This is a genomic window from Halomonas sp. A020, from assembly GCF_027943625.1.
Taxonomy (GTDB): domain Bacteria; phylum Pseudomonadota; class Gammaproteobacteria; order Pseudomonadales; family Halomonadaceae; genus Vreelandella; species Vreelandella piezotolerans.
On record NZ_AP022850.1, the window covers coordinates 522,475 to 545,106 of the forward strand.

Consider the following 22,632-nt stretch of genomic DNA (forward strand, 5'->3'; position numbering starts at 1 on the left):
GTCGGGTTGGTCACATGACGTTAGCCTAGCCACACCCGCGCATTGCGGAACAGGCGCAGCCACGCACCATCGTCGGTCCACTCCGCCGGACGCCAGGAGTTGGTGACCGCACGAGTCACTCGCTCGGGGTGCGGCATCATGATGGTTACACGGCCATCTGGGGTGGTCAGGCCCGTGATACCCGACGGCGAGCCGTTGGGGTTGGCCGGGTAGCGCGTAGTGACTTGGCCGTAGTTATCGATATAGCGCAGGGCAATTTGGCTGCTCGACTGCATGCTGCGCAGATGCGCCGTATCGCGGAACTCGGCGCGGCCTTCTCCGTGTGCCACGGCAATCGGCAGCTTGGAGCCTTCCATGCCCGCCAGCAAAATCGAGGGGCTCTTTTCTACCCGTACCATCGATACGCGCGCCTCGAACTGCTCAGACTCGTTACGCACGAAATCGGGCCAGCTTTCAGCCCCAGGAATCAGCGTCTTGAGCTGCGAGAGCATCTGGCAGCCGTTGCACACGCCCAGTGAGAAACTGTCGTCCCGAGTGAAGAAGGCCTCGAACTGCTCGCGGGCGCGCTCGTTGAACAGCACCGATTTCGCCCAGCCGCCGCCTGCGCCGAGTACATCGCCGTAGGAGAAACCGCCACAGGCCACTAAGCCTTTGAACTCCTCCAGCGAGACACGACCTGCGAGGATGTCGCTCATGTGCACATCCACCGCGTCAAAACCCGCTTTGTGGAAGGCCCAGGCCATCTCGACCTGACCGTTGACGCCCTGCTCGCGAAGCACGGCCACGGCGGGCTTGGTGGTGTTGATATAGGGCGCGCTGATATCGTCGTTGATATCGAAGGTCGGTTCGGCGCTAAGCCCTGGATCGCGCACGTCGAGCAGGTTATCGAACTCGTTCTTCGCACACTCGGGGTTATCCCGCAGCGCCTGCATGCGGTAGCTGGTTTCGGCCCAGGTACGCTGGGTTAGCTGGCGCGTAGTCTCCAGCAGCGGCTCTTCGAACAGCGTCACCCGCACTTGGTCGTCGTAACGCGGGCGGGCAATCACGCCGCAGGTTTCGATACCCGCCATGGCGAACTGGGTCAGCACCTCTTCGGTGTGCTGGCGATTGACCTGAATCACCGCGCCCAGCTCTTCGGAGAACAGCGCGCTGAAGGCTTCCACCGGCTCATCGATCAGCCAGTCGAGCTTGATCTCGAGCCCGGCGTGCGCGGCAAAGGCCATCTCCAGCAGCGTCACCAGAAGGCCGCCGTCGCTGCGGTCGTGGTAGGCCAGCAGCTTGCCGTCGCGGTTCAGGCCCTGGATCACTTCGAAAAATGCTTTCAGATCTTCCGGGTCGTCCACATCGGGGCACTCGTCACCCACTTGCCCGTACACCTGCGCCAGCGCCGAGCCGCCTAAACGGTTCTGGCCGTTGCCCAGGTCGATCAGAATCAGGTCGGACTCGTCCTGCTCCAGATTGATCTGCGGCGTCAGCGTCGCTAGCGCGTCGGTCACCGGTGCAAACCCGGTCACGACCAGCGACAGCGGCGAGGTAATGCTTTTCTCTTCGGCGTCGCCGCCCTCTTGCCACGCGGTGCGCATGGACATGGAGTCCTTGCCCACCGGCACGGCGATCCCGAGCGCGGGGCACAGCTCCATGCCAACGGCATGAACCGCGTCGTACAGCGCCTGGTTTTCACCGGGGTGATCGGCGGCACTCATCCAGTTGGCGGAAAGCTTGATATCCGAGAGTTTGGCAATTGGCGCAGCGGCGAGGTTGGTGATCGCTTCGGCCACTGCCAAACGGGCACTGGCGGCAGGATCGATCAGCGCCACCGGCGGGCGCTCGCCCATGGCCATGGCTTCACCGGCGTGGGTATCGAAGCTCGCGGTGGTCACCGCCACATCGGCCACCGGCACCTGCCAGGGGCCGACCATCTGATCGCGGGCGACTTGACCAGTGATGGAACGGTCGCCGATGGTGATCAGGAAGCTTTTCGAAGCCACCGTAGGCAGGCGTAGTACCCGGTCCATCGCTTCGCGCAGGTCCAGGTTATCCAGCATCACGCCCGACAGCTCCGGCGTTTGGCGCTCGAACGAACGGGTCATTTTTGGCGGCTTGCCAAACAGCACGCTCATGGGCAGATCGACGGGTTTGGTCTCGAAGTGGCCGTCACGCACTTCCAGATGGTGCTCCGCCTGGGCTTCACCCACCACCGCGTAGGGGCAACGCTCGCGCTTGCACAGCGCGTCGAAGGTATCGAGATCCTCTGGAGCAACCGCCAGCACGTAGCGCTCCTGGGCTTCGTTGCACCAGATCTCTAGCGGGCTCATACCCGGCTCGGCGTTGGGCACCGCGCGCAGGTCGAACAGGCCGCCACGGTTACCGTCCTTGACCAGCTCCGGCAGGGCATTGGACAGCCCGCCCGCGCCCACGTCATGAATAAAGCGAATGGGGTTTTTCTCGCCCAGCGCCCAGCAGCGGTCGATGACCTCTTGGGCACGACGCTCGATTTCCGGGTTTTCCCGCTGCACAGAGGCAAAGTCCAGATCCGCGCTGGACTCACCGGACGCCATACTGGACGCCGCACCGCCGCCCAGACCGATCAACATCGCCGGGCCGCCCATCACGATCAGCTTGCCGCCCACCGGAATCTCGCCCTTCTGGACGTGCTGGGCACGAATGTTGCCGTAGCCACCGGCAATCATGATCGGCTTGTGGTAACCGCGACGCTCGATGCCTTCGGCACTGAGGGCATCCTGCTCATAGGTACGGAAGTAGCCGGCCAAATTGGGTCGGCCGAACTCGTTATTGAAGGCCGCACCGCCAATCGGGCCGTCCAGCATGATAGTGAGCGCCGACTGCATACGCTCGGGTTTGCCGTAATCGAAGGCCTCCCAGGGTTGCACGAACTCGGGGATACGCAGGTTGGAGACGGTAAAGCCCGCCAGGCCTGCTTTTGGCTTACCGCCGATACCGGTCGCGCCTTCATCACGAATCTCACCGCCAGAGCCGGTGGCCGCACCGGGGAAGGGGGCAATGGCCGTGGGGTGGTTGTGGGTCTCCACCTTCATAAGAATGTGGATGGGCTCTTGGTGGGCGTCGTAGCGGGCGCGCTCTCCCTCGGCCCCGGTAAGCGGCGTGGGGAAAAAGCGACCGCCATGGCTGCCTTTGATCACCGCCGCGTTATCGCTGTAGGCGGAGAGCACGTTGTCCGGCGACGTGGCGAACGTGTTCTTGATCATCTTGAACAACGAATGGCTCTGAGCTTCTCCGTCGATGATCCAATCCGCGTTGAAGATCTTGTGACGGCAGTGCTCCGAGTTCGCCTGGGCGAACATCATCAGTTCTACGTCGCTGGGGTTGCGGCCAAGCTCGATGAAGGCGGCTACCAGATAATCGACCTCATCGTCTGCCAACGCCAGTCCCAGCTCACGGTTGGCGACCACCAGTGCCTCGCGGCCGCCTTCCAAAATGTCGACGCTGCCCAGCGGCGCCGGCGCGTGGTGAGCGAACAGCTTGCTGGCATCGGCCGCGTCGGCCAGCACGTTTTCGGTCATCCGATCATGCAGCAGCGCGCTGATCGTTTCGAGCTGTTCGGCACTGGGGGTGCCGCGCAGGCCTATACGGTAATCGATGCCGCGCTCGATGCGGCTTATCTGGCTTAGCCCGCAGTTATGGGCGATGTCGGTTGCTTTAGAGGACCACGGTGACTGGGTACCCAGACGCGGCACGACCAAAAAACGCTGTGCGTCATCGGGGGTTGCCTGGCGCTCGCGACTGCCGTACGCCAGCAGTTCCGCCAACCGCTCCTGAGCAGCCTGATCGAGCTCGTCGTGGTGGTCGATGAAGTGGACGTAGTGGGCAGACAGTGCCTCCACCTCTGGAACACGGTCACGCAACACCGTTAACAGCCGTTCATGGCGGAAGGCGGAAAGGGCGGGTGCGCCTCGCAGTTCGAGCATATCTGGGAGCCTCTAAAGCAGGAAGAGTTCGAGCAGGAAATCACCGGGCCGCTGTGCGGCAATCCCGCTATGATACTGGAAAGCGGCGTTCACACGAAATCAACAAGGTGACAGCGTCTAACAGGCTGGGTATCGTGGCAGACTGTTCCATGTTGACAAGCCCCCATGCCGACATCGATTACCCAACACTTTCTTGCCTATTACCGGGCGTATTTCGCGATGATCGCGACGCTTTTACTATTTTTAGTGCCGCGCAGTGCATCCATGACGAGCGGTGAACATCTCGCGCAGATCCAAGCCAAAGAGTTCATCACGATCCACACTCGCAACACCCCCACCACCTATTATGAAGGCCGTCAGGGCCCTACCGGTTTCGAGTACGAGCTGATGCACCGCTTTGCGGACTACCTGGGGGTCAGTCTCAACCTGAACGCGAGCCACCATCCGGAGAGCGTGCTACCCGCCGTGCGCGAACAGGGCGACCTGGGCGCCGCCGCCCTGCCCTTGCTGGCGGACTCCCCAGGCATCCACTACACCCGCTCGATCATTCACATGCAGCCCTTGGTGGTGTACCGACGTGGGCTCAACGGTATCGACGAACCCGCCGACCTCGTTGGCTTGGAGCTAGGCACGCTGAGCGAAGCGGGCACCAGCCAAGCGCTACGCTCGCTGCAGCGCGACTACCCCAACCTGAGCTGGAAGGAGTCCCACGAGCTCGAAGTGGCCGAACTACTGGCCCGCGTCGAGCGCGGCACCCTGGATGCCGCGATCATTTTCGATCACCAGTTTCGTTTGAACCGGCTGTTTTTCCCTAACGTCGAGCGTGGTTTCTTTTTAGGCGAGCCGCTCTCGTTGGCGTGGGCCGTACCCAGCGGCCGGGGGCTAGGGCTGCTCGACGCCGCCAACCAGTTCCTGCAAGAGCTGCAGGAAAACGGCACGCTCGACGGGCTCGTGAGCCGCTATTTTGGTCACGATGACTACCTCGAATACGTCGGCACACGGACGTTTCTTGCCCATCTCGATGAGCGCTTACCGAGCTACACCGAGCTCTTCAAACAGGCTGCCCGGGACACGGGGTTCGATTGGAAACTGCTGGCTGCCGTGGGTTATCAAGAGTCGCACTGGGACCCAACCGCCGTCTCCCCCACCGGAGTACGTGGCCTCATGATGCTGACCAATCCCACCGCCAGCGAGATGGGCGTGGCCGACCGTACCGATGCTGCACAAAGCATCGACGGCGGCGCGCGCTACCTGCGCAGCATCAAAGATCGTCTGCCCGACAGCATTACGGGAGACGATCGACTCTATATGGCCATGGCGGCGTATAACGTGGGGCTTGGCCACCTTTACGATGCCCGTAAGATTGCCGAGATGCGTGGCGGCGATCCCGATCGCTGGCAGGACGTTCGCGCAGCGCTGCCGCTGCTGCAAGAGCGGGAGTGGCATAGCCAAACCCGCCACGGCTATGCGCGGGGCGGCGAGCCGGTGATCTACGTGCGCAACATCCGTCGCTACTACGAGATGATCGAGTACGTGGAGCGCAGCCGACAGCAATTCTTTCAGCTAGAGCAGGCCCCTGCTAGCGAAGAGCCGCTGCTGCTGTTCGATATCGTGCCACCCATCGAGCCATAGCCCGGCTAGCGTTTCTCGGCGAAGAACTGCTTGAGCAGCCGCTTGGCGGGCGCGGCCAACACGCCGCCCGTCACCACGATACGATGATTGAACCAGGGCTGCGCCAGCAGGTTGGCCTTCGACTCCACCATGCCGGTGCGCGGCTCAGGCGCGCCGTATACCAGCCGGGCGATACGCGCATGCACCATGGCGCCTGCACACATCATGCAGGGCTCTAGGGTCACGAACAGCGTGCAGCCCTCCAGGCGGTAGTTGCCCAGCTGCTGGCCCGCCTCACGCAGCGCGCGCACCTCAGCGTGGCCGCTAGGGTCGCAGCTCGCCAGCGGTGCATTATGGCCAGCGCCAATGATCTCCCCATGGGCATCCACCACCACCGCGCCCACCGGTACTTCCCCGGCGGCAAATGCCAGGTGCGCTTGGTCCATGGCGCGGTGCATGTAAAATTCATCGCTGCGTATCAAGGCAAACTCCGCTAAGGTAGCAAAACGATCGTTTTAATAGCGTGATGGCCGCACTGGGTGCGCTTGCAATCATCGGTGGGATCACAGACAGCAGCAAGGATACAGAGAATGAACGATGCGCTGAAGTCACTGGTTGACTTGTTAGAGCTTGAAACCCTAGAGGAGACGCTATTTCGCGGCCAGAGCCAGGATCTGGGCTTTCCTCAACTGTATGGGGGCCAAGTATTGGGCCAAGCGCTCGCCGCAGCGGCGCGCACGGTGCCGGACGAGCGCCGCCCACACTCCCAGCATGGCTATTTTTTGCGGCCCGGCGACCCCCACCGCCCGGTGGTGTATCAGGTCGATACCATCCGCGACGGCGGCAGCTTTACCACCCGTCGTGTGACGGCCATTCAAAAAGGTCGACCGATCTTCTTCTGCAGCGCTTCTTTCCAGAGTGCTGAAGAGAGCCTCCACCATCAGCGAGCCATGCCCCAGGTGCCTACACCGGAAGCACTCATCGAGAGTGGCGATGCCAAGCACGCGCGCTTCCCCGGCCACCCGATCGAATTTTTACACTTGAAGGACAATCCAGACAGCGCCTCACCGGCGGGCCAATGTCTTTGGTTCCGTTTTGCTGGCGGGCCGCTGCCGGACGACCCGGCGCTGCATCGTCACCTGCTCTCGTATGCCTCGGATTTCAATCTGCTCACCACCGGCCTGATTCCTCACGGCATCAAGTACACCGATCCGAAACTGCGCATCGCCAGTCTGGATCATGCCCTGTGGCTGCATGAAGATACGCGGCTGGATGAGTGGCTGCTCTACGCCATCGACTCCCCCTGGACAGGCGGCGCGCGGGGCTTGGCCCGCGGTCATATCTATCGCCGCGATGGGCGTTTGGTGGCATCGACGGCGCAAGAGGGGCTGGTACGCTATCCAACTTCGTGAACCACTGTCCCAAAAACGGCAACGCCCGCGATGAGCGGGCGTTGTAAAATACCGGTCAGCACAACCCTAGACGGGGGCGCTGTAAACCCATCCTTGGGCGCTACTTTCGCCATCTGACCGCCATGGATGGTGGAAATGCCGAAATTGCAGGGAGCATTTTTCGGCCATGGCGAAAGCCCCCCGTTACGGTCTGTCCTGACCTAAGTGGCCTTGTTGATTATCCACCATACACATCATTAATAGTTTTCAGCGGGTAGTGAGCCGGATACGGCTTGCGGGCCACGCCGGAGTCGACCGCTGCTTGGGCCACTGCTGATGACACACGGGCCAGCAGGCGGATATCCACCGGCGTGGGGATGATGTAATCGCGGCCAAAGCTCATCTCGGTACGCTCGTAGGCATTGAGCACTTCCTGGGGAACAGGCTCGCGCGCCAAATCTTTCAGCGCATGAACGGCGGCCAGTTTCATGGCTTCGTTGATACGCGTGGCGCGAACATCCAGCGCACCGCGGAAGATGAACGGGAAGCCCAGCACGTTGTTCACCTGATTCGGGAAGTCCGAGCGGCCGGTGGCCATGATTACGTCCGGGCGCGCTTCGCGGGCTACATCCGGGTGAATTTCCGGGTCCGGGTTCGTACAAGCGAAGATCACCGGGTCAGCGGCCATCTTTTTCACCTGCTCCGCCGAGAGCAGGCCCGGGCCAGAGAGGCCGATGAACACGTCCGCACCGTCGATGGCATCGTCCAGCGTACGCATGTCGGTATCGCGGGCAAACTCGGCTTTGTACTCGTTGATCCCATCGCGATCAGTGTGAATCACACCGCGACGGTCCAGCATGACCAGATTCTCTTTCTTGGCGCCGCAAGAGACTAGCAGGCGCATACAGGCAATCGCCGCCGCTCCCGCCCCCATGCAGACGATCTTCACGTCTTCGATGCGCTTGCCCGCGATATCCAGCGCGTTGAGCATACCTGCAGCGGTGACGATGGCCGTGCCGTGCTGGTCATCGTGAAAGACAGGAATGTTGCAACGCTCGATCAGGGCTTTTTCGATCTCGAAGCACTCGGGCGCTTTGATGTCTTCCAGGTTGATGCCACCCCAGGTATCGGCGATGCGCGCCACGGTGTCGATGAACGCCTGCGGGCTTTCAGCATCCACTTCGACATCCACCGAGTTGATGCCCGCAAAGCACTTGAACAGGACGCCTTTGCCCTCCATGACCGGCTTGCTGGCCAGCGGCCCCAGGTTGCCCAAGCCAAGAATCGCGCTACCGTCCGAAATGACCGCAACCAAGTTGCCCTTGCCGGTATAGCGGTACGCATTTTCCGCTTCGCGGGCGATTTCGCGAACCGGCTCGGCAACGCCTGGGCTATACGCCAGGGCCAAGTCCCGCGCTGTCGCAGTGGGCTTGGTCAGCTCCACGGAGAGCTTACCGGGAATCGGTTTAGCGTGATAATCCAAAGCTGCCTGTTTGTTTGCATCCGTCATGGTCAAGGTCTCATCAGCCTAAAGTAGAAAAGTCGTATCAGAATATAGAAAAAACCTAGGCGTCTCAAGCACGTAGTAAACTTACCTACGAAACGATCGTTTTAGCTACATTCCCAACAACTTCGGAACTTTTAAGCGATATTTGCTGCAACTTATGCTTCTCGCTATTAGCCATAAAGGTTTCCTTATTGATGCATCGCAGTAATTTTGGAAATTAATTCCAGCAAACAGCGCAAACCAGTTATCCACACCCGGGCAGCAAGAGCACCCTGTGGAAAAGAGAGACAGAGGGAAGAGCGTGAAAAGGGGCAGACAGCGCGGGGGAGAAGAAGATCAATCGTTTTGAAGGTTGGCGACGGGGGGGGTAAACGAAGAACTCGCCGTTGCCATGAAAGCCTAGTTCTCTAGGGGCAAAAAGCCCACGTCATAGCGTGGGCTTTTGCACAGGGCACGCGAAGTGCCTGCGATAGACTGAATCCGTTAGGATTAGCCGCGCTTGATAGCAGCGCCGAAACGCTTGTTGAAGCGCTCTACACGGCCACCGGTGGTCGCTTGCTTCTGCTTGCCGGTGTAGAACGGGTGGCAGTTAGAGCACACGTCCAGTGCGAAGTCCTGACCAGAGGTAGAACCGACCTGGAAGCTTGCACCGCAAGAACAGTTGGCGGTGACCGTGTTGTAATTCGGGTGGATACCTTGTTTCATCTTGAGCCTCATGAGCTATATGCCGCCACCTGATCCGTTGCCAGGCACCGCATACGGGTTTGAAAAAACTGCTAACCGGTTAACCGCTCCATCCGATAGATTCAGAGCGGCCGCACATTCTAGCAAACTAATCGCCGGAGGCCAATTGTCCGACTCTGTTTCTTCAAAGTCCTCTACATGGGGGCAGCCTCAAGGCGCTTTTCAGGTCTTAAAAGTGGCGCTACCCTCGCCGCTGCGCCGCCTGTTCGATTATCTTCCCGCACCGCGTGCGCCCGCCTGTGGCTGGCAGCCAGGGCTTCGAGTGCGAGTGCCGTTTGGCCGCCGAGAGGTGGTGGGCGTGGTGGTGTCGCTTGCTACCGGCAGCGAACTTCCCCGCGCGCAGCTACGGGCCATCAGCGAAGCGCTGGATGACGCCCCCCTGCCCAGCGACTGGCAGTGGCTCTGCCACTTCGCGGCGCGTTACTACCAGCACAGCCTGGGCGACACGTTGCAACACGCCATGCCCGCGAGGCTGCGCCAGGGACACCCGATGGCGGGCCGTACCCAAACGCTGTGGCTTCCGCTTCCCAACGATGACACGGCTCTAACGCGCGCGCCCAAGCAGGCGGCGCTCTACGCTCTGCTTCGCCAGCACCCGCACGGCCTGCCTGGCCGTGCCGTCAACGCCCACGGTTTCACTCGGGAACAGCTGTTGGCGCTACACAAAAAGGGCTTTGCCGAGGCGCAGGAGATCACTCTGACTGCCGCGCAACCCACCGGCGGAAGCTTGCTCGCCTCCCCGTCGCTGCCGCTCAACCGTGAACAAGCCGCTGCGCTTGCCGTACTGCATGAAAAACTCGACGGCTACCACCCCTGTTTATTGGAAGGCGTGACCGGTAGCGGCAAAACCGAGATTTACCTACAGCTCATCGAAGCGCTCGCCGCCAAAGGCAAACAGTCGCTAGTGCTCGTGCCCGAAATTGGCCTCACGCCGCAAACGCTTGCACGTTTCAAAAACCGCTTTCGCGTGCCGGTGGTGGCACTTCACTCCGGGCTTACCGACCCCGAGCGTCTGGATGTCTGGGAGGCCGCTGCCAACGGCCGTGCACTGGTGATCATCGGCACCCGCTCGGCCATTTTCACCCCGCTGGCGAACCCTGGGGCAATCATCGTCGACGAAGAGCATGATGGCTCGTATAAACAGCATGACGGGCTGCGCTATCACGCACGGGACCTTGCCGTTGCCAGAGCGCACTACCACGGCATTCCGCTGCTGCTGGGCAGTGCGACGCCCTCGTTTGAAAGCCTCCAGCAGGCGCTTACGGGCGCTTACCGCCACCTACGGCTGACCCAACGACCCAGCCGCCACCCGCCCGCCAAACTGGAGTTGATCGATCTGCGCCACCAGCGCCGTCAGGGCGGGCTGCTGCCCAGCGCCATCAAAGCGATCAAAAGCACGCTTGCGGCGGGCAAACAGGCGCTGGTGTTCATCAACCGGCGTGGCTTCGCGCCGAGCCTGGCTTGTCATAGCTGCGGCTGGATGGCCGAATGCGGCCAGTGCGATGCGCGTATGACACTGCACCGCCAGCCGCCGCTACTGGCCTGCCACCACTGCGACAGCCGCCGAGCGCTGCCCGATGCCTGCCCGGAGTGCGGCAGTGGCGACTTACGCGCCTTGGGTAGCGGTACAGAGCGCACCGAAGAGACCCTTCAAGGGCTATTCCCTGACACGCCCGTCCATCGCATCGACCGCGACAGCACGCGTAAAAAAGAGAGCTTCGAGCAGGTGCTCAAAGAGATTCAGCGCGGCGAGCCCTGCCTGCTGGTGGGCACCCAAATGCTCGCAAAAGGCCATCATCTGCCCCACGTCACGCTAGTGGTCGTCGTCAACGCCGATGGCGGCCTCTATGCGGCTGACTTCCGCGCCCTGGAGCACAGTGCCCAGCTACTGGAGCAAGTGGCGGGTCGTGCTGGCCGCGCGGCCCACCCTGGACGAGTGCTGGTGCAAACCCTACATCCCGACGACCCGCACTTGGGCCAGTTAGCCGAGCACGGCTATGGCGCGCTGGCACGCAGCCTGCTGGAGGAGCGACGTATCGCCAAACTGCCGCCGTTTAGCTTCATGGCGCTTCTACGCATCGAGAGCCCCCAAGAGCAGGCAGCACTTGCGCTGGCTCAGCAAGCGGCACAAGCGCTGCGCCAGTGGCTAAACGACGCCAGAGTACCGGTCCGCTGCCTGGGCCCGGTACCCGCTCCCATGGAGCGCCGCCAAAACCGCTATCACCTGCATGTCATGCTGGTAGCAGACAAACGCAGCCACCGTCATGCCGCTGCCAACTGGCTAGTACAGTGGCTCGACGCCCACCGCGAGGCGCGCAAAGTGCGCTGGTCGATCGACATCGACCCACAAACCCTGGCCTAAGGGAATACGGCTTTGAAACTGCGCGCCAATTGCCGATAATGACCGCCTTATCGCTGCATTCTCTTAGCGACTGCACACGCCGCCACCGACGACATCCGGATGTTTACATGAAAGATACGATTATTTCTCTGCTCGAAGGCGCGGTTGACGCGCTCAAGCACCAAGGCGTGCTGCCCAACGATTTAACGCCCACCATCAAAGTGGACCCGACCAAAGACAAGGCCCATGGCGACTACGCCACCAACCTCGCGCTGATGCTGGCCAAGCCCTCCGGCATGAAGCCCCGCGATCTGGCGGACACCCTCGTCGCCGCCCTACCCGCCAGCGACGCCATTCAAAAAACCGAGATTGCCGGCCCCGGGTTCATCAACTTCTTTGCCGCCGCCGACGCCGCTGCACAGATCGTTGCGCAGGTGCTGGACAGCGGCGACGCCTTCGGCCGCAGCCTGATCGGCAAGGGCGAAAAAGTGCAGGTGGAGTTCGTTTCCGCCAACCCCACCGGCCCGCTCCACGTGGGCCATGGACGTGGCGCAGCGATTGGCGACTGTCTCTGCCGCCTGCTGGAAGCCACCGGCTATGACGTCACCCGCGAGTTTTACTACAACGACGCGGGCGCGCAGATCAAAAACCTGGCGCTCTCCGTTCAGGCCCGCGCCAAACAGCTTGGCCCCGACGATGCCAGCTGGCCAGAAGATGGCTATCGCGGCGAATACATCATCGACGTCGCCAACGACTACATGGCCGGCAAGACCGTCACCGCCGACGACCGGGAAGTGACCGCCAAAGCCGACGCCGACGATCTGGAGGCCATCCAGGCCTTCGCCGTAGCGTGGCTGCGTCGCGAGCAGGATCTCGACCTCAAAGCCTTTGGCGTCGAATTCGACGTCTACTTCCTGGAGTCCTCGCTGTACGACGACGGCAAGGTCGAGGCCACCGTCGAGAAGCTGGTTGCCAATGGCCACACCTACGAAGAAGACGGCGCCATGTGGCTGCGCACCACCGACTTCGGTGACGACAAAGACCGCGTGATGCGCAAGCGCGAAGGGGGCTACACCTACTTCCTTCCCGACGTGGCGTACCATCTCGACAAGTGGCAGCGCGGCTTCACTACCGTCATCAACGAGCAGGGTGCCGATCACCACTCCACCGTGACGCGGGTGCGGGCGGGTCTACAGGCACTCAAAGTCGGCATCCCCAAGGGTTGGCCCGACTACGTGCTGCATCAAATGGTGATGGTCACCCGCTCAGGGGTCGAGGTGAAGCTCTCGAAGCGGGCGGGCAGCTACGTCACCGTGCGCGACCTGATCGACGAAGTCGGCCGCGATGCCACGCGCTTCTTCCTGGCGGCGCGCCGCGCCGATTCTCAGCTGACCTTTGACATCGACCTCGCCCGCTCGCAGTCGAACGACAACCCGGTCTACTACATTCAGTACGCCCACGCGCGGGTGTGCAGCATGCTGCGCAAAGCCGAAGAGGCTGGCCACCCCTTCGATCACGGTATCGCCACGGCCCATTTGGCACTGCTCGACAGCGATCAAGAAAAGGCGGTGCTAAACCGCTTGGCCCGCTATCCCGAGGTGGTAGAGCACGCCGCCAAAAACCGCGAGCCCCAGCAAGTCGCCCAGTACCTTTTGGATTTGGCCGGTGACTTCCACACCTGCTACAACGCGGTCAAAGTGATGGTCGACGACGACACCCTGCGCAACACCCGCTTGGCGCTGGGCTTGGCAGTGCGCCAGGTGCTGCGCAACGGTCTCGATCTGATGGGCGTCAGCGCCCCAGAGGAGATGTAAGTCATGGCCAGCCCGCGTAACAAACCCGCTCGCCGCGGAGCCACTACGCAGCGCAAGTCGGCCCGCCGCTCCGGCGGCGGGCTACGACTACCCGGCTGGCTATGGGGGATTGCCGGGGTGGCCGCTGGTTTCTTCCTGGCGCAGCATCAGCACGGCACGGCCCCTTGGCAAGAGCAGCGCGAAGCCCCTCAAGCCACGGTACTGCCTAAACCGGCAGGAAGCGATGAGCGCAGCGCCGCGCGGCAAACGGAAACGCCCGCCGAGCAGGCAATGCCCACCTTCGAATTCTACACGCTGCTGCCCGAGACCGAAGTCATCGCGCCGGGCGGGGCCATTCCCTCCAACGTCACACCGCCCACCGTGGCAGCCAGTGACGAGGACACCGGGAGCGATACGGCCACTACTGACCCATCAGAAAGTACCGCAAGCACCCCAGGAAGCGCGGCGGACGACCCCATTGCCCAGGTCATTGCAGCCAACACGCGTCCAAGTGACCAGGCCTCAGCCGTCCAACAATCACCGGCCAGCGCAACGAACCGCTACATGCTGCAGGCGGCCTCGTTTCGAGAGCTCAGTGATGCCGAACAATTGCGCAGCCGCCTACGCAACCTGAGCTTGCTGGCGCAAATCAGCGAGGTGCAAGCCAACGGCGATACCTGGCACCGGGTTCAGGTCGGCCCTTACGACGACACTCGCGAGCTCAACCGCGCCCAAGACCTGATGAGCACCCAAGGCATCGAGCCGCTGCTGATTCAGCTACAGAACTAATTCCCAAGGCGCTATTCGCCTCTCTCCACGCTTTATTGGGTGGCTTTCGCCTGCGGGCGGTTGATTTTTTATCGGCCGCCCGCATTTTGTTGGGAATCGCTTTTTATGCGGCCGCCCAGTGCGGCCGATCAGTCATCGGGAGCGCGCCTCCCCCAAGGAGTTATCTCCATGACCACGATTGTTTCCGTTCGCCGCGGTAATCAAGTTGCCCTGGCAGGCGACGGCCAAGTTTCCCTCGGCAACACCGTCATGAAGGGTAATGCCAGCAAAGTACGCCGCCTATATCGCGGCAAGGTGCTGGCCGGTTTCGCCGGCGGTACCGCCGATGCGTTTACCCTGTTCGAGCGTTTCGAAGCGCAGCTCGAGAAGTACCAGGGCCACTTGACCAAAGCTGCAGTCGAGCTCGCCAAAGATTGGCGCACCGACCGCGCCCTGCGCCGTTTGGAAGCGCTGCTGGCGGTCGCCGACCACAGCGCTTCGCTGATCATTACTGGGAACGGGGACGTGGTCGAGCCCGAGCGTGGCATCATCGCCATTGGCTCCGGCGGCAACTACGCTCAGGCCAGCGCCCGTGCGCTGCTCGAAAACACCGAGCTTTCGGCACGTGAGATTACCGAAAAATCCCTCGCCATCGCGGGTGACATCTGCGTATTCACCAATCACCACGTGACGCTCGAAGAGCTGAATATCAACGACCGTTGAGGCCCCTTTATGACTCAGATGACACCCCGCGAAATCGTTCATGCGCTCGACCAGTACATCATCGGCCAGCAGGATGCCAAGCGCGCCGTGGCCATAGCCTTACGTAATCGCTGGCGTCGCATGCAGCTCGATGACGAGTTGCGCCCGGAAGTCACGCCGAAAAACATTTTGATGATTGGTCCCACCGGCGTCGGCAAGACTGAAATCGCTCGCCGTCTGGCGAAGCTGGCCCGTGCGCCGTTCATCAAGGTAGAAGCCACCAAGTTCACCGAAGTGGGCTACGTAGGCCGCGACGTCGAGTCGATCATCCGCGACCTGATGGAAGCCGCCATCAAGATGGTTCGTGAGCACGCCAAAGAGGAAGTGGGCCATCGCGCCGAAGACGCCGCCGAAGACCGTGTGCTCGACGCGCTGCTACCGCCGCCCCGTGGCCAGGAAGACAAGTCGCGCGAAGAGAGCAGTACGCGCCAGAGCTTCCGCAAAAAGCTGCGCGAAGGCCAATTGGATGATAAAGAGATCGATATCGAAATCTCGTCGCAAGGCCAGGGTATCGACATCATGACCCCACCGGGCATGGAAGAGATGACCAGCCAGCTGCAGAGCCTGTTCTCCAACATGGGGCAGCAGAAGCGCGAGCAGCGCCGCGTGACCGTCAAAGAGGCGCTGGTGCTGCTACGTGATGAAGAGGCCGGCAAACTGGTCAACGAAGAAGAGATCAAAGCCCGCGCGGTGGAAGCCGTCGAACAGCACGGCATCGTCTTCCTGGACGAGATCGACAAGGTCGCCAAGGGCAGCGGTCAATCCAGCGGTGGCGAGGTATCTCGTGAAGGCGTGCAGCGCGACCTGCTGCCACTGATCGAAGGCTCGACGGTATCGACCAAGTACGGCATGGTCAAAACCGACCACATCCTGTTCATCGCTTCTGGGGCTTTCCACCTGTCGCGCCCGTCGGACCTGATTCCAGAACTGCAGGGTCGCCTACCCATCCGCGTCGAGCTGGATGCGCTCACACCGGGCGACTTCAAGCGAATTCTCACCGAGCCTTCCGCCTCGCTGACCAAACAGTATCAAGCGCTGCTGGCCACCGAAGGGCTCGACGTCGAATTCACGCCCGACGGCATCGAGCGTATTGCCGAGATCTCCTGGCAAGTGAACGAAGGTACCGAAAACATCGGCGCTCGCCGTTTGCACACGGTGATGGAGCGTCTGCTCGAAGAGGCGTCGTTCAAGGGAGGCGACATGGATAGCCCGCTGGTGATCGATAGCGATTACGTCAACGCTCAGCTCGGCGAACTGGCGGTCGATGAGGATCTGTCGCGCTACATTCTGTAAGCGCCACTATCGGTAGAGCCCCGGTCGCCTTCCCGCTTGACGGGTAGGCGGCCTTTGCGATTGATCGTTACGAGGTGCTATATCCATGAACGCCCCCACACCCACTCGGGTTCACTACCATAAGCAGGCACGTGAGCTGGAGCTTGGCTACGCCAGTGGCGAGACGTACCGGCTCCCCGTTGAACTGTTACGGGTCTACTCCCCTTCTGCCGAAGTGCGGGGTCACGGCGGCGATACGGCCATTCTGCAGGTAGGCAAAAAAGACGTTGGGTTACAAAATATCACCCAAGCTGGTAATTACGCCCTCAAGCTGCACTTCGACGACGGCCACGATAGCGGCTTGTACAGTTGGAACTACCTCTTCGACCTGGCCACCCACCAAGACGCTTATTGGCAAAATTATCTCGAACGCTTGGAAGCGGCAGGCGCTTCCCGTGAGCCTGCAGGCATTCAATTCAAACAGCTGTGACGCGGTGCCCCAGGTGCAGCGCAGACAAATCGGGGTCGAGAAGGCTACAATGTTGCCAACCATGACTTGCGATGACCTAACGGTCGACAACTAACGCCTCGAACTCGGGAGCCAGAGCCCCATGAGCCCCACGGAAAAGCGCACTACCCATTTTGGCTACCAAGAGGTGCCGGTCGACGAAAAAGCCTCCCGCGTGGCTGACGTCTTTCACTCGGTGGCCGCTCGTTACGACGTGATGAACGACCTGATGTCCATGGGCATCCACCGCGTGTGGAAGCGGCTGACCATCGAGCGTGCAGGCGTCCGCCCAGGGCATCAGGTGCTCGACATTGCGGGCGGCACCGGCGATCTTACCCTCAAGTTTTCCCGTCTCGTCGGCCCACGTGGCAAAGTGGTGCTGGCCGACATCAACGCCTCCATGCTCAACGTCGGTCGCGATAAACTGATGGATAACGGTGTGGGGGGTAACGTCGAGTACGTGCAGGCCAATGCCGAGTGCCTGCCCTTCCCCGACAACACGTTCGACTGCATCACCATCGCCTTTGGCCTGCGTAACGTCACCGATAAAGATGCGGCGCTGCGCTCCATGGCGCGGGTACTCAAGCCAGGCGGGCGCTTGCTAGTGCTGGAATTCTCCAAACCCAATAACCCGCTGCTCTCCAAAGCCTACGACGAATACTCCTTCCGCTTGCTCCCCAAAATGGGCGAACTGGTCGCGGGAGATGGCGAGAGCTACCGCTATTTGGCCGAGTCGATTCGCATGCACCCGGATCAAGAGACGCTCAAGGGCATGATGGAGAGCGCTGGCCTGGAGCGGGTGGAGTACACCAACCTGACCGGTGGTATCGTTGCCCTCCACCGTGGCATCAAACTATGACCCCTTGGAACATGAGGTCAGTATGCTAGTCACCCCGACCCTGCTGTTGGCCGGATGTGAACGCACGATCAATGCCCTGCTTTCCCGAGACCCTGCGGCGCCTAACCGTTTGGCGACGCTAGCGGGCAGCCGCTTGCTGATTCGACTGGAGAAGCCCCACCTCGCGCTATTGATCTGCTATCACGTGTCAGGCATCGACCTACAGCACGGCGATGAGGTGGAGGAAACCGATGTCGATGCCGTGGTGGAACTGACCCCCGAAACGCTCTCCGAATGGCTGAGCGGCGCGTCCATCGAACGGCTGATGTTCGATGGCAAGCTCGCCGTGCGCGGCCGTCTCCATCTGCTGGAGGCAACGCGCGATCTGCTGTTCGATCTGGATATCGACTGGGAGGGCGAGCTGGCCCACTGGCTGGGCGATATACCCGCCCACTCGCTGGCAGAAGGGATTCGCCGCGCCGCACGCTGGGGACTGCGTGCCAAAGACGAGCTGCTGCAGGATGTCTCGGAGTATGTCTTTGAGGAGGCTCGCCTACTGCCCGGCCGCCAACAGCGCGACGTGCTGCGCGACCATCTGACCGAACTAGAGATCGCCACCGACCGACTGGAAGCACGGCTAGCACGCTTGCATAAGCGGCTGACCCAACCAGCAGCGCCCTCAACGCCTAAGCCTTCAACGCCTAAGGAGCAGCGCGGATGAGCCTGCGGCTGTTTAAAATCGTCTGGGTCGTCACGCGGCACCGATTGGATACCTTGATTCCCGCCGAGCGCTTGCCGCTATGGATACGCCTACTGCTCAAACTGTCCCCGCTGCAGTTGGTACCCGTTGGGCAGCGAAGCCGTGGCGAGCGTTTGCGTTTGGCACTGGAGGCGCTGGGACCGATTTTCATCAAGTTCGGTCAGATGCTCTCTACCCGCCGGGACTTGCTGCCGGAAGACATCGCCGACGAGCTAAAGCGTTTGCAGGACCAAGTGCCGCCCTTCCCTGGCGAGCTGGCCGCTGCAAGGGTGGAGAAAGAGCTCGACATGACGCTGCCGGAGGCCTTTGCCGCCTTCGAACGCGTTCCACTGGCCTCGGCCTCGATTGCCCAAGTCCACGCCGCCACGTTGCACAGCGGCGAGGATGTGGTGGTCAAAATCATTCGCCCCGGCATCGACCGCATCATGCGCCAAGACATGGGCTTGATGTACCAAGTGGCCAAGCTGCTGGCCAAAGTGCCCGACGCCCGACGCTTACGGCCGGTCGAAGTGATCCGCGATTACGAGGCCACGCTGTTCGACGAGCTGGATCTCTATAAAGAAGCCGCCAACACCTCCCAGCTCAAGCGTAATTTCAAAGACTCACCGCTGCTATTCGTACCGACGATCTATTGGCCCTACACCCGTCGCCACGTCATGGTGCAGGAGCGTATTCGCGGCGTCCCGGTCGCCGACCTGGAGACGCTCATCGCACGGGGTACGAACCTGAAAAAGCTCGCCGAGCGCGGGGTGGAAATCTTCTTCACCCAGGTATTTCGCGATAACTTTTTCCATGCCGACATGCACCCCGGCAACATCTTCGTGAACTGCGACGACCCAGAGGATCCGCAATATATCGCCATCGACTGCGGTATCGTCGGCAGCCTCACTCGGGAAGATCAGGACTACTTGGCGCGTAACCTGCTCGCATTTTTTCATCAGGATTACTACGAAGTCGCCGCGCTGCACATCGAGTCGGGGTGGGTCGGTGAAAACACCCGCGCCAACGAGTTTGCCGCCGCCATTCGTACGGTATGCGAGCCCATTTTGGAAAAGCCGCTCAAGGACATCTCGTTTGGACAGGTGCTGCTCGGACTGTTCCAGACCGCCCGACGCTTCAATATGGAAGTGCAGCCGCAGCTGGTGCTGCTACAAAAAACGTTGCTCAATATCGAAGGTCTGGGCCGCCAGCTCTACCCGGAGCTGGATCTCTGGAGCACCGCCAAGCCCTATCTAGAAAAGTGGATGAAAGAGCGGGCAGGCATTGGTGGCCTGTGGCAATCGCTCAAGCGCCAAGCGCCAGAGCTGTCGCATCAACTGCCCGAGCTGCCGGTGCTGGCCCATCAAGCGCTGAGCCGTATGGAGCACGAACACCGCCAGCGCCATCAGCAGGTCACGGCGATTAGTCAGATGCGCCGCCAAATGAGCCAGCAAAGCAAACGTCAGCACCGTTTACGCATTGGCTTGGCCTTGGTCGCCATTGCCCTGGCCTGGCAGCCGCTCAGCAGTTGGGCCGCTACCCAGGACTGGCCGATCCTAGCCGCCGCTGGAGCGGGCTTACTCCTCCTGTTATGGCATTGATACGCTGACATCACTTGACGAAACGACGCCGCCGATCGATAAAGAGAACACCATGACCGACGCTAACCACGCTCCCGTACTCGACGCCCTTGCTGAGGTTTTAAAGCAGCGTCGCCACGCCAATCCAGAAGATTCTTATGTTGCCTCCTTGCATCATAAGGGTTTGAACAAGATACTCGAAAAAGTCGGTGAAGAAGCGACCGAAACGCTGCTGGCCGCCAAGGACGCCGAGCACGGCAGCGACGAGGCCCGTGAAGCGTTGATCGCCGAAACGGCCGACCTGTGGTTTCATAGCCTTGTCATGCTGTCGCATCTGGATCTCGACCACCAGCGAGTACTCGATGAGCTCGCTCGACGGTTCGGGGTCTCAGGTCACGACGAGAAAGCATCCCGATCACAACGTTAACCCTGCTCCCATGAGGAAATGCATATGTTAGGTGGTATCAGTATTTGGCAGTTGCTGATTGTTCTGGGCATCATCATCCTGATTTTCGGCACCAAAAAACTACGTAACGTGGGCACCGACCTAGGCGGTGCCGTCAAAGGCTTCAAGAAAGCCATGCACGAAGAGGAGAAAGAGGGCGACAAGAAGGATGCCGATCAGCCTCAAGCCAAGGTGAGCCACGAAGACACCGGCAACACCTACGACGTGCAGGCCGAAGAGAAACGCGCCGCTGCCGACCGCGACGAAGAGCGCAAATAAGCCATGCTGGATATCGGTTTCCTTGAACTCATGCTCATTGGCATCGTGGCGCTGCTGGTGCTCGGCCCTGAGCGGCTTCCCAAAGCAGCACGCACGACGGGGCTATGGATCGGCAAGATCAAGCGTACGGTATCCGGCATGCAGCGTGAGATCAGCGCCCAGTTGGAGGCAGAAGAGCTGCGCCAAAAGCTGAACGAGCAGCAGAAAAAGCTCGATGATAGCTTGAAGAAAGCCAAGCAGGACGTGGAGAGCATTGCCGAGTCTCCCGAGCCTAGCGGTCAGACGACCAAGCGCCAACAGGCAACCGAGCAGCGTGTGGCTAACGCCAGCGCCCGGCTGGACGACGCGCTCAAAACGGTGCGCGAAGAAGAAGATACCCCTGCCACTAAAACAGCCGATCATCATAAGGATAGCAACCCCCAATGAGCATGTCTGGCGATTCTCAGGAGCCGCACAACGACCAAAGCCAAGCGCCTCTCATTGAGCACCTGATCGAGCTGCGTTCGCGTTTGATGAAAGCCGTCGTGGTAATCCTGGTGGTGTTTCTCGGGCTGTACGCGTTTGCCAATGACATCTACAGCTTCGTGGCGGATCCGTTAATGTCGCTGCTGCCGGAAGGCTCGCAGATGATCGCCACCGAGGTGGCGTCGCCGTTCTTGGCGCCGTTCAAGCTGACCCTGGTGGTGGCCGTCTTCATCGCCATTCCGTTCGTCTTGCATCAAGCCTGGGCGTTCGTGGCGCCGGGGCTGTACGACAACGAGAAAATGCTGGCCATTCCCATTTTGGTCTCCAGCGTGGCGCTGTTTTATGCCGGTGCAGCCTTTGCCTACTACGTGGTGTTTCCGCTGCTGTTCGAGTTCTTCACGCAAACCGGCCCGGAAAACGTCGCGGTGATGACCGACATCAACCAGTATCTCAATTTCGTCTTGAAGCTGTTCTTTGCCTTTGGGGTCGCCTTCGAAATTCCCATTGCCACGTTTCTACTGATTTTGTCCGGCGCTACCACCGTCGAGAGCCTCTCCAAAAAGCGTCCTTATATCGTGCTGGGTTGCTTCGTGATCGGCATGCTGCTGACGCCGCCGGATGTCATCTCACAAAGCCTGCTGGCCATTCCCATGTATCTGCTTTACGAAGTCGGCCTGCTGTTTGGCCGCCTGGTACGCAAACGCCGCGCAGAGGCCGACACCGACGAGTAGGCGTCATCGCCCTTGCGACGTTCCACTAAAAAGCCTCTGCCATCCCACGATGACAGAGGCTTTTTCACTACGAGTGGCCCCGCGCATGCGCTAGTGTGCCCCTCACTCCATCATTTCATCGATACGATCCACCAGCTTGAAAATCCCCGTCGCGGCTTCGCTAATACGCGTGGCGAGCATGTACGCCGGGGTCGTGACCACCCGGTGCTCGTGATCCACGACAATATCTTCCACGCCGCAACTACGATGCAGACCACCCATAGCGCTGATCGCCCCCGACACGCCCGGATCATGGCCAACGGTCACGGCAATCCCATCGCCCAACAGGCGCGGCACCATTACCGGAGCAATACACATCAAGCCGATGGGCTTGGCGTCTTCTTTGAAGCCGGCAAGCGCTTCTTTCACGCTCTCCAAGACCTGCATGCTGTCGCCCTGCATGGCAAAGTCAGAGAGATTTTTGGCGACCCCAAAACCACCCGGCACGATGACTGCATCGAAATCGTCGGCCTCCAGCTCGTTAATCGGGCTGATATCACCACGCGCCAAACGGGCCGATTCCTGCAGCACGTTGCGGCTCTCCCCCTCCACTGGCGACTGGTCCAAATGGTTGATCACATGATGTTGCGCTACGTCCGGGGCAAAACAGCGATAGCCGATACCCAATTGATCCAAACGCAACAGCGTCAGCGTCGTCTCATAGATTTCCGAGCCATCGAAGACGCCACACCCCGCCAATACGACCGCTACCTGCTTTGTCATGTTTATCTCCTTGAGTGAGCCATTCGTGCGGCTGAATGGCTCACTTTAGACAGTCTCCATCGCCGCCACAAGGCGGCTTTCGCTGCATGGCATGGCTGATATACTCACAGCAAGCCTTAGACAAGGCACCCACATAGCTACTGCTTGGA

General features: G+C 60.9%; 20 protein-coding genes. 15 read left to right on the forward strand and 5 right to left on the reverse strand.

The window, feature by feature from the left end:
* Nucleotides 1–20: 20 nt before the first annotated feature.
* On the reverse strand, nt 21–3,947 hold the full coding sequence (gene purL, locus FRH_RS02395; protein ID WP_281997686.1) for a phosphoribosylformylglycinamidine synthase: 3,927 nt from the start codon (nt 3,945–3,947) through the stop codon (nt 21–23).
* Nucleotides 3,948–4,112: 165 nt separating this feature from the next.
* On the opposite strand from purL, the gene mltF reads away from it, so the two are divergent.
* On the forward strand, nt 4,113–5,579 hold the full coding sequence (mltF, locus tag FRH_RS02400) for a membrane-bound lytic murein transglycosylase MltF (RefSeq protein ID WP_219861755.1): 1,467 nt from the start codon (nt 4,113–4,115) through the stop codon (nt 5,577–5,579).
* A 5-nt stretch (nt 5,580–5,584) separates the two neighbouring features.
* On the opposite strand, the gene tadA is transcribed toward mltF, so the two are convergent.
* Nucleotides 5,585–6,037 (reverse strand): tRNA adenosine(34) deaminase TadA, encoded by a 453-nt coding sequence (tadA, locus tag FRH_RS02405; RefSeq protein ID WP_218013975.1) that lies wholly within the window; start codon nt 6,035–6,037, stop codon nt 5,585–5,587.
* A 111-nt stretch (nt 6,038–6,148) separates the two neighbouring features.
* Between tadA and FRH_RS02410 the strand changes: the two genes are divergently transcribed.
* Nucleotides 6,149–6,970: an acyl-CoA thioesterase II gene (locus tag FRH_RS02410; protein ID WP_139526347.1), complete on the forward strand. Its 822-nt coding sequence runs from the start codon at nt 6,149–6,151 to the stop codon at nt 6,968–6,970.
* Nucleotides 6,971–7,187: 217 nt separating this feature from the next.
* Here the strand turns inward: FRH_RS02410 and FRH_RS02415 are convergent, their stop codons facing one another.
* Both FRH_RS02415 and rpmE read right to left on the reverse strand, forming a co-directional pair.
* On the reverse strand, nt 7,188–8,459 hold the full coding sequence (locus FRH_RS02415; protein WP_139526346.1) for a malic enzyme-like NAD(P)-binding protein: 1,272 nt from the start codon (nt 8,457–8,459) through the stop codon (nt 7,188–7,190).
* 486 nt (nt 8,460–8,945) lie between these two features.
* Nucleotides 8,946–9,161 (reverse strand): 50S ribosomal protein L31, encoded by a 216-nt coding sequence (gene rpmE / locus FRH_RS02420; RefSeq protein WP_139526345.1) that lies wholly within the window; start codon nt 9,159–9,161, stop codon nt 8,946–8,948.
* Nucleotides 9,162–9,180: 19 nt separating this feature from the next.
* On the opposite strand from rpmE, the gene FRH_RS02425 reads away from it, so the two are divergent.
* The 13 genes from FRH_RS02425 (at nt 9,181) to tatC (ending at nt 21,721) form a co-directional block, all read left to right on the forward strand.
* A complete protein-coding gene (locus FRH_RS02425; RefSeq protein WP_139526344.1) occupies nt 9,181–11,562 on the forward strand; it encodes a primosomal protein N' in 2,382 nt (793 codons plus the stop codon).
* 107 nt (nt 11,563–11,669) lie between these two features.
* Complete coding sequence (gene argS, locus FRH_RS02430; protein ID WP_139526343.1) at nt 11,670–13,355, forward strand: arginine--tRNA ligase; 1,686 nt, start codon at nt 11,670–11,672, stop codon at nt 13,353–13,355.
* A 3-nt stretch (nt 13,356–13,358) separates the two neighbouring features.
* A complete protein-coding gene (locus FRH_RS02435; RefSeq protein WP_139526342.1) occupies nt 13,359–14,123 on the forward strand; it encodes an SPOR domain-containing protein in 765 nt (254 codons plus the stop codon).
* Between the two features lie 168 nt (nt 14,124–14,291).
* A complete protein-coding gene (gene hslV, locus FRH_RS02440; RefSeq protein WP_139526341.1) occupies nt 14,292–14,825 on the forward strand; it encodes an ATP-dependent protease subunit HslV in 534 nt (177 codons plus the stop codon).
* A gap of 9 nt (nt 14,826–14,834) precedes the next feature.
* Entirely contained in the window at nt 14,835–16,157 is a 1,323-nt protein-coding gene (gene hslU / locus FRH_RS02445) for an ATP-dependent protease ATPase subunit HslU (protein WP_139526340.1), read from the forward strand.
* Between the two features lie 85 nt (nt 16,158–16,242).
* Nucleotides 16,243–16,626, forward strand: a complete 384-nt coding sequence (locus tag FRH_RS02450; protein WP_139526339.1) for a DUF971 domain-containing protein — start codon at nt 16,243–16,245, stop codon at nt 16,624–16,626.
* A 121-nt stretch (nt 16,627–16,747) separates the two neighbouring features.
* Complete coding sequence (gene ubiE, locus FRH_RS02455) at nt 16,748–17,503, forward strand: bifunctional demethylmenaquinone methyltransferase/2-methoxy-6-polyprenyl-1,4-benzoquinol methylase UbiE (protein ID WP_139526338.1); 756 nt, start codon at nt 16,748–16,750, stop codon at nt 17,501–17,503.
* Nucleotides 17,504–17,525: 22 nt separating this feature from the next.
* Nucleotides 17,526–18,203, forward strand: a complete 678-nt coding sequence (locus tag FRH_RS02460) for an SCP2 sterol-binding domain-containing protein (protein ID WP_139526337.1) — start codon at nt 17,526–17,528, stop codon at nt 18,201–18,203.
* Nucleotides 18,200–19,822, forward strand: coding sequence for a ubiquinone biosynthesis regulatory protein kinase UbiB (ubiB, locus tag FRH_RS02465; RefSeq protein ID WP_153842492.1), 1,623 nt, complete (start codon nt 18,200–18,202; stop codon nt 19,820–19,822). Before FRH_RS02460 ends, ubiB begins: the two co-directional genes overlap by 4 nt.
* 52 nt (nt 19,823–19,874) lie before the next feature.
* Nucleotides 19,875–20,228 (forward strand): phosphoribosyl-ATP diphosphatase, encoded by a 354-nt coding sequence (locus FRH_RS02470; protein ID WP_139526335.1) that lies wholly within the window; start codon nt 19,875–19,877, stop codon nt 20,226–20,228.
* Nucleotides 20,229–20,252: 24 nt separating this feature from the next.
* On the forward strand, nt 20,253–20,525 hold the full coding sequence (gene tatA / locus FRH_RS02475; protein WP_139526334.1) for a Sec-independent protein translocase subunit TatA: 273 nt from the start codon (nt 20,253–20,255) through the stop codon (nt 20,523–20,525).
* Nucleotides 20,526–20,528: 3 nt separating this feature from the next.
* On the forward strand, nt 20,529–20,951 hold the full coding sequence (gene tatB / locus FRH_RS02480) for a Sec-independent protein translocase protein TatB (protein ID WP_219861760.1): 423 nt from the start codon (nt 20,529–20,531) through the stop codon (nt 20,949–20,951).
* Nucleotides 20,948–21,721 (forward strand): twin-arginine translocase subunit TatC, encoded by a 774-nt coding sequence (tatC, locus tag FRH_RS02485; RefSeq protein ID WP_139526332.1) that lies wholly within the window; start codon nt 20,948–20,950, stop codon nt 21,719–21,721. Before tatB ends, tatC begins: the two co-directional genes overlap by 4 nt.
* Before the next feature lie 102 nt (nt 21,722–21,823).
* On the opposite strand, the gene elbB is transcribed toward tatC, so the two are convergent.
* Complete coding sequence (elbB, locus tag FRH_RS02490) at nt 21,824–22,483, reverse strand: isoprenoid biosynthesis glyoxalase ElbB (protein ID WP_281997687.1); 660 nt, start codon at nt 22,481–22,483, stop codon at nt 21,824–21,826.
* Nucleotides 22,484–22,632 lie beyond the last annotated feature (149 nt).